This is a genomic window from Pseudomonas sp. S1_E05, assembly GCF_056337105.1.
Map to the genome: position 1 here is coordinate 170,904 of NZ_JBFRHM010000001.1, position 11,310 is coordinate 182,213.

Here is an 11,310-nt window from a genome sequence, read left to right on the forward strand (position 1 = left end):
CAAGTGATTGCACATTAGAGATGAGTGATTAACCGGTGATTAACCGCGATTTTTACGCGGTTGGCCCGCAATCCCCTTTTTCCGTCAACAGGGTAAACCACCGCCGCGCTTCTCGTCAGGGCGGTCGCTTGCCATAATTGCGGCTTAATCCGCAGCTGGTTGACTCTGGCTTTTACCACGGGAGTTCCCATGCACGTACTGGTTTGCGAAGACGATGAGTTGATCGCCAGCGGGATCGTCGCCGGGCTCACGGCTCAGGGCCTGACTGTGGAGCACGTCAATACGGCGTCCAAGGCACGGGCGATGCTCAAGGTTGCGGAGTTCGACGTGATGGTGCTCGACCTCGGCCTGCCCGATGACGACGGTTTGAAGCTGTTGCAGCAGTTGCGCCACAGCGGCCTGGAAATCCCGGTGTTGATCCTGACCGCGCGCGATTCGGTGACCGATCGGGTCGATGGCCTGCAAGCGGGGGCCGACGATTACCTGCTCAAACCGTTCGATCTGCGTGAACTGGCCGCCCGCCTGCACACGCTGCTGCGACGCGTGGCGGGGCGCAGCGTCAACCTGATCGAGCACGGTCGCCTGACGTACGACCCGAGCAGCCGCGAGACCCTGCTCGGCGGCCAGCCAGTGGACTTGTCCCGGCGTGAACAGTCGCTGTTGCAGGCTTTGCTGCACAACCGTGGCCGGGTGCTGTCGACCGAGCAACTGAAAGACAGCGTCTACGGCTTCAATGACGAACTGGAAAGCAACGCCCTCAACGTGCATATCCATCACCTGCGGCGCAAACTCGGCAATGGCATTGTCGAGACGGTGCGCGGCCTGGGTTATCGCCTGGGGCCGGCCGACGGTGGAGAAGAATCCAAGTGATGAGCCTGCGTGTGCGCTTGAGCCTGACCCTGGGCGCTGCTTTTGCGCTGATCTGGGCGCTGGCGGCGGCCTGGATGCTCAGTGACCTGCGCAACCAGATGATGTTTTCCCTCGACCAGCGGCTGGTGGCCTCGGCGCGCATGGTCGCCGGGCTGATGGAGCAATTGCCGGCCCTGCCGACCAAGGGCGAGGGCACCCATTTCAGCGCCGAACAACTGAACATTCCGGGCGGTATGGCGTGCCAGGTCAGCTCCTTGCGCGGTGAAATCCTTGCCCGCAGTCACACCGACCCGCAGCAAACCCTGGAAGCCGAGAAAATGGGCTTTCACGATCAGATCATCGATGGCGCGCCGTGGCGCAGCTTCACCCTGGCCCGTGGCGACCTGCGCATCACCACGGCAGACCGGCAGATCGAGCGTGAAGCCCTGAACATGTCGATCCTGCTGGCTGCCTCGGTGCCGGTCGGTGTGGCACTGCTGGGTTGTCTGTGCCTGCTGTGGCTGGGCATCGGCCAGGGGCTGGCGCCGCTCAACCGCATGCGCGATGCCTTGATGCGCCGCAGCGCCGATTCCCTGGAACCCTTGCAGATCCAGCCGCTGCCCAGTGAGTTGAAGCCGCTGCTGGATACCCAGAACCAGCTGCTACAGCGCATCGGCAAGACCATCGAGCGCGAGCGCCGCCTCACGGGCGATGCCGCCCATGAGTTGCGCAGCCCACTGACGGCCATCAAGACCCACCTGCAAGTGGCGCGCATGACCGAAGGCGCGGCGCGGGACCAATCCCTGGCCAAGGCTGAGGAGGGGGCCGACCGCATGCACCGGACCCTCGAACAATTGCTGTTGCTGGCGCGGGTCGAGGGCAGCCTGTCATTCGATGACGGCGTGCAATGCGATGCCGAACAGGTGGCGAAACTGGCGATTCAGGACGCCGCCAGCGGTGAACGCCAGCGCATCACCTTCAAACCGGCGTCGACGCTGTCCCATGCGCCGGTGCAAATGCCTGCCGTGCTGTCGATAGCCGCGCTGCGCAATCTGCTGGACAACGCCCTGCGCCATACGCCGAACGACGGCCCGGTGGAGCTGAGCCTCGAAACCCGCGATAACCGCGTACGATTCGTGGTCCGCGACCATGGCCCGGGTATTGCGGCGGACGATCTGCAACACCTGACCCAGCGTTTCTGGCGCAACGGCCAGAGCACCGGCTGCGGCCTGGGGCTGGCGATTGTCCAGGCCATCGTCCAGCGCTGCGGCTGTACCCTGCATTTCGACAGCCGGCCGGATGGCCTTCGGGTGGAACTGACGATGCCGTTGCAGTCGGTTTGACAGCCCGTAATCTCCCACAATAGCTTTGTGCACGACGACAATTTACGGTGGGAGCGGGCTTGCCCGCGATGGCGCCAGCACAGGCAATGAGGTTCTTTGCCAGCCCCACATCAAATGTAACGCCTCTCCATTAGCCTTGCCCCCACCCCAGCGCTATCTTGCATCGCAGCTTTCTCTCAATGGATTGAGGTAACAGCTCCATGCAATCACCCCTGCAAGTCTGCAAAGCCAGCCCTGCCGATACCGGCATCATCAGCCGCATCATCGAGCGATCGATACGCGTCGGCTGTGCCCTCGACCACCGCAATGACCCCCACACCCTCGCCATCTGGACCCGCAACAAAACCCTCGAACATATCCAGCCATGGTTGGCTGACCCCCGGCTGTACCTCAACATCGCCCTGCTGCAGGACAAACCGGTCGGCGTTGCGATGGCCACCCTCAGTGGCCGGCTGGCCCTTTGTTATGTGCTGCCGGAGTGGTTTCGCCGTGGCGCCGGGCGAGCGCTGGTGCACGACGCTGAAAGTTGGCTGATCGAGCAGGGGCGGGTGGAGGTGCACCTCAACAGCACGCGCACTGGCGAGCCTTTTTATTGCCACCTCGGTTATCAGCCCTGCGCGCAAGCCTTCACCACCGCCGGTCTGCACGCCATCCCCATGCAGAAGGCCCTGGCACGATCAGCAGAGAAACCTGACCAAGGGGCTAAATCCTCGGTGCGCTAATGCGTTTCCAGAACAGGAAAACCTACTGAAGGGTCGAGAGATGTCAGTCGCTACCAGCCTTGTGGAAGATCAGTCGGCCCGGACGACGCCGGCCGAAATGCTTTATCAATTCAACGACTCGCCGTTACTTACCCGCCAGAGCCAGCAGGAATCCAATGCCCGCAGCTACCCGCGACGCATTCCCCTGGCCCTCAAGCGCGCCAAGGGCATTCATGTCGAAGATGTCGAGGGGCGGCGCTTCATCGACTGCCTGGCCGGCGCGGGAACGTTGGCGCTGGGGCATAACCACCCCGTGGTGATCGACGCGATCCAGCAGGTGCTGGCCGATGAACTGCCGTTGCACACCCTCGACCTGACTACGCCAGTCAAGGATCAGTTTGTCCAGGACCTGTTCGGCCTGCTGCCGCCAGCGCTGGCCGCGCAAGCGAAAATCCAGTTCTGCGGTCCGACCGGCACCGACGCCGTGGAAGCAGCGTTGAAACTGGTGCGCACCGCCACCGGACGCAGCACCGTGGTGTCGTTCCAGGGCGGTTACCACGGCATGAGCCAGGGCGCATTGAGCCTGATGGGCAGCCTGGGGCCGAAAAAGCCGATGGGTGCGCTGCTCGGCAACGGCGTGCAGTTCATGCCCTATCCCTACGACTATCGTTGCCCGTTTGGCCTGGGCGGTGCGCAAGGCGTGCAGGCCAATCTCAATTACCTCGAAAACCTGCTGAACGATCCCGAGGCCGGCGTGCAATTGCCGGCTGCCGTGATTGTGGAAGTGGTGCAGGGGGAGGGCGGGGTGATTCCCGCTGACCTCGACTGGTTGCGCGGTTTGCGGCGCATTACCGAGCAGGCGGGGGTAGCGCTGATCGTCGATGAAATCCAGAGCGGTTTTGCTCGCACCGGCAAGACGTTCGCCTTCGAGCACGCCGGAATCATCCCGGACGTGGTGGTGATGTCCAAGGCCATCGGCGGCAGCCTGCCATTGGCGGTGGTGGTTTACCGCGACTGGCTCGACACCTGGCTGCCGGGCGCCCATGCTGGCACGTTCCGTGGCAATCAGATGGCCATGGCCGCGGGTTCCGCGGTGATGCGTTATCTGGTCGAACACAAGGTCTGCGAGCACGCGGCCGTCATGGGCGAACGGTTGAGCGAGCACTTGCGCATCCTGCAGCGCGATTTCCCGCAACTGGGCGACATTCGTGGGCGCGGCCTGATGCTTGGCGTAGAACTGGTCGACCCGACAGGTACGCCGGATGCCCTGGGCCATCCGCCGGCATTTGGGCGACTGGCACCGCTGGTTCAGCGCGAATGCCTCAAGCGCGGGCTGATTCTCGAACTCGGTGGCCGCCATGGCGCGGTGGTGCGCTTCCTGCCGCCGCTGGTCATTACCGCAGCGGAAATTGATCAGGTGGCAGGGATTTTCGGTCGAGCAATGGCTGCAGCGACCGCCAGCCTCTAAATTTTTCGAATCCCGCAACGTTCTTCCAACATAACGGCTGCGCACACGGCACAGCCCACCCAACAGCGATGGAGAGACACCATGACTTCAGTATTCGACCGCGAGGACATCCTCTTCCAGGTGGTGGTCAACCACGAAGAGCAATACTCTATCTGGCCCGATTACAAAGCCGTACCCGAAGGCTGGCGCACCGTGGGCAAGAGCGGCCTGAAAAAGGAATGCCTGGCCTACATCGAAGAAACCTGGACGGACATGCGGCCGTTGAGCCTGCGCAAGAAGATGGAAGAGCAGGCGGCGGTGGCGCACTAAAACTCTTTTGGTTGGCCTGCTGATGGAGGCATATCCATTGCTGCAGTAACGGCCGCTTATGGTTTCGCTCTTACAGCGGGTCACTTTGGCCCCTGTAGGAGCGGGCTTGCTCCGGGCGGCGCTCCGACGATGGCGGCCTGACGGTGTACATATCTGTTGCTGCGGTAACGGCCGCTTATGGTTTCGCCCTTACGGCGACTCACTTTTTTACAAGCGCCTAAAAAAGTAAGCAAAAAACGCTCGCCCCAGCGTACGGCCCCTCGCTGACGCTCGGGGTTCCTTCGCTCCGGCATCCATCCGGGGACATCGCCTACGGTTTGCTTCGCTGCACCTCCTCTCGATGTGTGCGGCTGCGCCGCACGGCGCTGCGCGCCCACTCCCCGGATGAATGCCTCCACTCAGCCTTCCGAAGGGGCGGGTGGATCAAAAGCCTGCAAGGCGAGCTAACGCTCGGCCTTGTGGTTTGGTTGGGTTGGCGCTGTCCCTGTAGGAGCGAGCATGCTCGCGATGGTCGTCAACGATGACGCGGGCTGTCTGACACCCCGCGGTGCGTGATCCACCATCGCGAGCAAGCTGAACTGGCCTAATGATTTTGGACACTTCAATCGGGCGCTATGATAGCGCCCAAATCTGAGGTGTTTGGATATGCGTAAATCCTATTCGAGTGAGTTCAAGCTCAAGGCTGCCAGCATGGTGTTGGATGAAGGTCAGCCGGTTACCGAAGTCTGTGCCAGCCTGGATATCGGCCCCACAGCCCTGCGCCGTTGGGTTGATCAAGTGCAAAAAGAGCGCTTGGGCTCGACTCCGGTGGGGGCCAAGGCGATTACCGCTGATCAACGAGAAATCCAGAGACTCAAAGCTCTGCTCAGAGAGAAAGACCTGGATATCGAAATCCTAAAAAAGGCCAGTGCTCTCCTGCTTTTGGACGCCAAAGATCATTCACGCTGATCGATGAGCTGGGCGAGCAGTACGGCGTTAAAAAGTGTTGCCGGGCGTTTGGGGGCAACCGCAGTAGCTTTTACGCCTGGCGCCAGCGCCAAGGCAGAGCAAATCCTGAACGGGACAAGCTCAAAGCCGCGTTGGTCAGGCACCACAAGGCGTCCAGAGAGTCGGCCGGCGCACGTACTTTGTCCAAGGAGCTACAAGCCAAAGGGCATCGTATCGGGCGTTATATGGCTCGCAGTTTGATGCGCGAAGCTGGCATCGCTAGTCGTCAGCGCCGGCGCCATAAGTACAAGTCGCCGGGTGTGGAGGCCTTGGTGGCGCCGCACGTGCTCAAGCGAAAATTTGATGTGACGGCGGTTAATCAGGTGTGGTGTGGCGACGTGACATACATCAAGGTCGGCAAGCGGTGGATGTACTTCGCCGCCGTTTTGGATCTGTACGCTCGCAGGATCGTAGGGTGGTCGTTTTCGATGATTTCTGATGCCAACCTGACCTGCGAAGCGCTACGCATGGCGGTTGAGCTGCGCGGCCATCCCCAGGATGTGTTGTTTCATTCTGATCAAGGTTGCCAGTACACCAGCCATAAATTCCGAAATGCGCTTGTGAAACATCGGTTCAGGCAAAGTATGAGCCGTAAAGGCGAGTGCTGGGACAATGCCCCGATGGAGCGTTTCTTTGGTAGTTTGAAGTCCGAGTGGGTGCCTGAAACGGGCTACAAACTGGAGCATGAGGCCCGGGCAGATGTGCAGCGCTATGTCTCGCGCTACAACATCAGCAGGCCTCACAGCTATAACGACTACAGGTCGCCGGTCGTGAAGGAAAGATTGGCGGCGTGAACCGTAATCAGTGTCCAAGATTACTTGACCAGTTCAAGCTCGCTCCTACAGGGGACAGTGTTATTTCTGTGTCCGCTCTGGCGCAGGCTCCAACACCTTCACCACATCATCCACCAACGCCTTGCCCATCTGCGTCAGATAATGCGCGGCCCAGGCGTGTCGGTCGGAATCGCGGGTGTAGGCGGCGTCCTCGGTCAGGCCTTTGGCCAGGAACAGGAAATCGGAAGCCATGGACAATGCGTCAACGAGCGGGACGTTGCGAGAGACGCGGAAGAGTGGATTGTCGGTGCAGTAGATGAGGGGGGTGAGGCCGATGGTTTTGAGTTCGGCGGAGCTTGATGATTTTGTTGCTTTCACTGTATTTACTCCTCGGGTTAAGGAGCTGCCATGTTCGTTTCCAAGCGAAGGGGTGGCAGCTGTACGCAGGTTGGAAAACCGGGAACCGAGGAACCGGCACGCCAGAGGGCGTCCCGCGCACAGCCGCCATCAAACCAGAACGCACGCGTAAAACGGATGCATTCTGAGGGTTGCTAGGTGCGCTTCGGTATGACGGGTTTCCAAGCCCGATCGCTGAATGCTCAGCGACGATCCGAGACTATCCCGCCAAAGAAACGCGCAACAAGGCATCAAAGTGCCCAACAGCAAGATTCGGAGTTTGCCTACAAAGGGCAGTAGGAAGCATCCGATATTTCGTCACATCAATTAAACACAAGTCTCGGGTTTGCATAAAACACTGTGGGAGCGGCGGTGCGACGATTCGACTTGCCCGCGATGGTCGTCAACGATGACGCGGGCTGTCTGAATTCCCGCGGCGCCCGAACCACCATCGCGAGCATGCTCGCTCCTACAGGTGAGTGCGTCGCTTCAAAGGATAGGCCGGCCGGTAGGCCGCGTCGGCGTGCCGTTACGCGGTGCCCGCCCCCTCGAGAGGCCGAGTGGAGGCATTCATCCGGGGAGTAGGCGCGCAGCGCCGTGCGGCGCAGCCGCACACATCGAGAGGAGGTGCAGCGCAGCAAACCGGAGGCGATGTCCCCGGATGGATGCCGGAGCGAGGGCATGCCGAGCCTAGGCGAGGCACCGAACGAAAGGGGCATGGCGTTTTGGTTACTTTGCGCCGGGCCGCGCAGGCCTTTCCAAAGTGACCCGCCGTAAGGGCGGAACCTTAAGTGGCCGTTACCGCAGAAATGGATAGGTACACCCGTAAAGCCGCCATCGTCGGAACGCCGCCCGGAGCAAGCCCGCTCCTACAGGGGGCAAAGTGACCCGCTGTAAGAGCGGAACCGTTAGCCGCCGTTACCAAAGGAATGGATATGTACACCGCAAAGCCGCCATCGTCGGAACGCCGCCCGGAGCAAGCTCGCTCCTACAGGGCCTACCTCAAACCCCACTCAACCCCTTGATCACCAAATCCACATTCCCCTCCAGCTCAGCCACCGGATCCGCGCCGTCCACACTCAACACAACCAACCGGCTACCGGACTCGGCAATTGCCGACTTCACTGCGTCGGACGGCTGGCGGTGGTGCATGACCACGGCCACGTCATTGTCCTTGAGCGTCGCCGTCAATTGCTTCAGCGCCTCGGGCGTCCAGTCGGCGTCTGGGCGGGGGTCAACGCCGATCAGTTCCAGGTTCAGGCTGCCGATCAGGTAGCCGAAGTGATCGCTGAGGCTCATTACACTCAGGTTGTCGGCACTGGCCAGCCGTGCCTCGCTGTCGGCGCTGAACTTGAGCAAGCGTTGCTTGAGCGCCGCCAGGTTGGCCTCGATGGTCGGCTTGTCGGCGGGTGCCAGGCGCACCAGGTCTGCCGCCATGACATCCGCCATGCGCCCCATGTTGTTGCTGGAAAACCATGGCTGACTGTTCAGGCCATCGACCTTGTTGCCAGGCTGTACCGCGATGCCGGGCAGGGCGCCATCCACTGGGCGGGCGGCGTCGACTTCGACGATGCGGATGTTGCTGCGTCGTGCAATCGGATAAAGCGAATCGTCCGCCCACAATGAACGCAAGCCGATCACCGCGTCGGCGTCGCTCGCCTGTTTGGCCAGCGCCGGCGCGCCGCGCCCGGTGAAATAAGCGTTCTGGCGGCTGCCAGGCAAGTTGGCTGGCGCGGCCCGTTCAAGCTTGACGTGGGTGCCTTTGAGCAAGGCTTCGCCCAGGCCGTAAGTGATGGGCAAGGACGCCAGCACGTGCAGCGGCCTGGCGCTGTCTACCGCGAAGGCAGTGTTGGCCAGCCCGCAGAGGGCAACGGCCAGGGTCAGTTGACGCAGAGAAAATGACATTTATCCAAGATTCCCTTTCAGGCTGGGGACGACGCCGCGCGCGATGGCGGCGAGGGCGAAGGCGATACCGGCCATCAGAATGATTGCCGCACCGGACGGGATCGGCAGGTCGAAAACAATCGGCGCGAGAATCCCGCAGAGGGTACTGACGGTGGCGATCAGCACCGAACACCAGAAAAAGCCCTTCAGTGATTGGCTCAGCAGTCGTGCTGCGGCGGCTGGAATCACCAGCAGCGCGCCCACCAGAATGGCGCCGATGACTTTCACCGCGGCCACGGTGATCAGCGTCACCAGGATCACGAACAGGTAATCCAGGGCCTTCACCGCCACGCCGCGTACCGCTGCGAGTTGCGGGTTGAAGCTGGCGAGCATGATGCGGTTGTACAGCGGCAGCGCCAGCGCCATCACCAGCGAGCCGACGATGGCCAACACCAGCAGGTCATTGCCGTTGACCGTCAGCACCGAGCCGAACAACACGTTTTCCAGGATGTGCACGTTGATCTTGCCGGCCAGTATCAGCAGCAGGCTCGCGCCCAGCGCCAGCGACACCGACAGGAACACCCCGATCAAGGTGTCTGGCGCCAGGCCCGTGCGGTTGCGCAGGTAATTGAGCAGGATGCCGAACAGCAGGCAGTAACCGAACAGGCTGCCATACGGCCCGGTGTAGGGTTCGCCGAGCAGGATGCCAATGGCCACGCCGGTCAGCGCTGCGTGCCCTACGGCTTCGGAGAAAAACGCAAAGCGCTTGACCACCACCAGCGTCCCGAGGCCGCCCAGTACCGGACCGATCAGCAAACCGGCCAGCAACGCGTTGACCACGAACCCATAAGCCAGTGCTTCCGGTAGATAACCCGAAGACGCCCAGCCCTGAACCATCAAGCGAAAGGCTTCGTAACTCATCAGGCAGCGCTCCGTGGATGGGTCGAGAACAGGGTCATCAGGGTTTCCGGTGTCAGCGCCTGCTTCGGCGTGGCATCGAACAGCACCCGACGATTGAGGCCGGTGACACGATCGGCCAGTCGCCCGACCGCCTCCAGGTCGTGCTCGATCCACAGCACGGTAATGCCGCTCTGGCGCCAGTCGCCCAGCAGCCGCTCGAATACCTGGATGCCGGCCTCATCGAGGGCCGACATCGGTTCGTCCAGTACCAGCAATTGCGGCGCCGGGATAAGTCCCTGCGCCAGCAACACGCGCTGGCGCTCGCCGCCGGACAACGCGCCCATGCGGCGTTTGCGCTTGTCTTGCATGCCGACACGCTCCAGCGCCTCGCCAATGGCCGTCGCATAGTGCTTGCTCAGCCCGAGGAACGCCGGGCGGCGCTGACACATCGCGGCCATGAAATCATCGACGGTCATTGGCAAGCCACGATCAAACTCCAATGCCTGGGGGACATAGCCGATGGTGCCGGGATCGCCGGGCCATTGCAGGCTCAGGCGGCCCTGGTGTGGCATTTGCCCGAGCAGGGTCTTGATCAGCGAACTCTTGCCGCCGCCGTTGGGGCCGACCAGCGCATGCACGCTGCCGGGCTGCACCTGGAACGTGACCTTGTCGAGGATGGTGGTGCGGCCCAGGACCAGGCCGATCTCGGCAAAGTCCAGGGTCGGGCCGCTGCAATGCAGGTTGAGGGGTACCTGAGCGGTCATGCGCCAGACTCCTGAATGGCCCGAACCACGGTGTTGAGGTTGCCGGTCATTTCCTTTTCGTACTTGTCGGCGGTGTATTCGCCGTAGGAAATGTGAGACAGCGGATAAAGTCTCACCCCTGATTCGCGTTGGATGGTGTCGACGTAGGTGGACGGGAAATCCATCTCCGAGAAGATCACCTTGACGTCCAGCTCACGCAGTTGGTCGATGGTCTTTTTCAGCTGGCTCGGGCTCGGCTCGATACCGTGTGCCGGTTCGACCACGGCGGTGACCTCCAGGCCGAACTCACGCAGCAGGTAGTCATACGCCGCGTGCACGGTAGCCACCCGCAGTTCGGCGTTGGGCGCCTCGGTCAGCTTGGCCAGGGCATCGGCGCGCATCTGACGCAGGCGTTTGCCGTAGGCACGGGCGTTCTGGGTGTAGGTCTTGGCGTTGGCCGGGTCGAGTTTTCCCAGTTCGCGGGCAATGTTATTGACCTGGGCAATCGAGGCGCTTATGGACAGGAAGGTGTGTGGGTTGACCACTTTACCGGCGCCGCGAGCGGCAACCCCGGTGGCAGCCAGCAATGGCACGTTTTCATTGGCTTCGATCACGGCCACGTTGGGTGTTTCGCTGGCGGCGATCATGCGGTCGGCGAAGTCGTCGTGGCCGACGCCGTTCAGCACGATCACGTCCAGCCCACTGATGCGCTTGATGTCTTCGGCGCGGGGTTCGTAGGCATGCGGGTTGAAACCGGCCGGGATCAACGGCACCACCTCGGCCTTGTCGCCGACGATGTTGGCCACGTAGCTGTAATAAGGGTGCAGGGTGATGCCGATGCGCAGGCGCTTGGCTTCGTCGGCGCAGGCCAAGGGTGTCAGCAGGCAGGCGAACAGGCCGACCAGTAGCAGGCGCCAGAAAGAGCGTTGAGATGAAATAGGCATGGGAAAGCGGTCT

General features: G+C 61.8%; 11 protein-coding genes. 6 read left to right on the forward strand and 5 right to left on the reverse strand.

All coding sequences use genetic code 11. The features are described 5' to 3' along the window. The first annotated feature begins 189 nt into the window (after positions 1-189). The 6 genes from AB4N33_RS00770 (at position 190) to AB4N33_RS00795 (ending at position 6,451) form a co-directional block, all read left to right on the forward strand. Positions 190-870, forward strand: a complete 681-nt coding sequence (locus tag AB4N33_RS00770; RefSeq protein WP_476456166.1) for a response regulator — start codon at positions 190-192, stop codon at positions 868-870. Continuing rightward, positions 867-2,192, forward strand: a complete 1,326-nt coding sequence (locus tag AB4N33_RS00775) for an ATP-binding protein (RefSeq protein ID WP_460122171.1) — start codon at positions 867-869, stop codon at positions 2,190-2,192. The genes AB4N33_RS00770 and AB4N33_RS00775 overlap by 4 nt, the downstream gene beginning before the upstream one ends. A gap of 200 nt (positions 2,193-2,392) precedes the next feature. Then, positions 2,393-2,914, forward strand: coding sequence for a GNAT family N-acetyltransferase (locus AB4N33_RS00780; protein ID WP_460122172.1), 522 nt, complete (start codon positions 2,393-2,395; stop codon positions 2,912-2,914). Positions 2,915-2,954: 40 nt separating this feature from the next. Continuing rightward, positions 2,955-4,361, forward strand: a complete 1,407-nt coding sequence (locus tag AB4N33_RS00785) for a diaminobutyrate--2-oxoglutarate transaminase (protein WP_476456167.1) — start codon at positions 2,955-2,957, stop codon at positions 4,359-4,361. Positions 4,362-4,442: 81 nt separating this feature from the next. Then, positions 4,443-4,670, forward strand: coding sequence for an MbtH family protein (locus AB4N33_RS00790; RefSeq protein WP_008033724.1), 228 nt, complete (start codon positions 4,443-4,445; stop codon positions 4,668-4,670). Between the two features lie 645 nt (positions 4,671-5,315). Continuing rightward, a protein-coding gene (locus AB4N33_RS00795; RefSeq protein ID WP_460140388.1) for an IS3 family transposase occupies positions 5,316-6,451 on the forward strand; the annotation gives its coding sequence in 2 pieces (ribosomal slippage) (positions 5,316-5,565 and positions 5,565-6,451; 1,137 coding nt in all). Between the two features lie 60 nt (positions 6,452-6,511). On the opposite strand, the gene AB4N33_RS00800 is transcribed toward AB4N33_RS00795, so the two are convergent. The 5 genes from AB4N33_RS00800 to AB4N33_RS00820 form a co-directional block, all read right to left on the reverse strand. Continuing rightward, the gene (locus AB4N33_RS00800) at positions 6,512-6,808 is read right to left on the reverse strand and encodes a DUF3077 domain-containing protein (RefSeq protein WP_460122176.1); all 297 of its coding nucleotides are present in this window, start codon (positions 6,806-6,808) and stop codon (positions 6,512-6,514) included. Between the two features lie 1,020 nt (positions 6,809-7,828). Next, positions 7,829-8,731, reverse strand: coding sequence for a metal ABC transporter substrate-binding protein (locus tag AB4N33_RS00805; protein WP_476456168.1), 903 nt, complete (start codon positions 8,729-8,731; stop codon positions 7,829-7,831). Continuing rightward, a complete protein-coding gene (locus tag AB4N33_RS00810) occupies positions 8,732-9,631 on the reverse strand; it encodes a metal ABC transporter permease (protein WP_442098991.1) in 900 nt (299 codons plus the stop codon). After that, the gene (locus AB4N33_RS00815; RefSeq protein WP_476456169.1) at positions 9,631-10,374 is read right to left on the reverse strand and encodes a metal ABC transporter ATP-binding protein; all 744 of its coding nucleotides are present in this window, start codon (positions 10,372-10,374) and stop codon (positions 9,631-9,633) included. The genes AB4N33_RS00810 and AB4N33_RS00815 overlap by 1 nt, the downstream gene beginning before the upstream one ends. Then, a complete protein-coding gene (locus AB4N33_RS00820) occupies positions 10,371-11,297 on the reverse strand; it encodes a metal ABC transporter substrate-binding protein (RefSeq protein ID WP_476456170.1) in 927 nt (308 codons plus the stop codon). The genes AB4N33_RS00815 and AB4N33_RS00820 overlap by 4 nt, the downstream gene beginning before the upstream one ends. Positions 11,298-11,310: the final 13 nt, after the last annotated feature.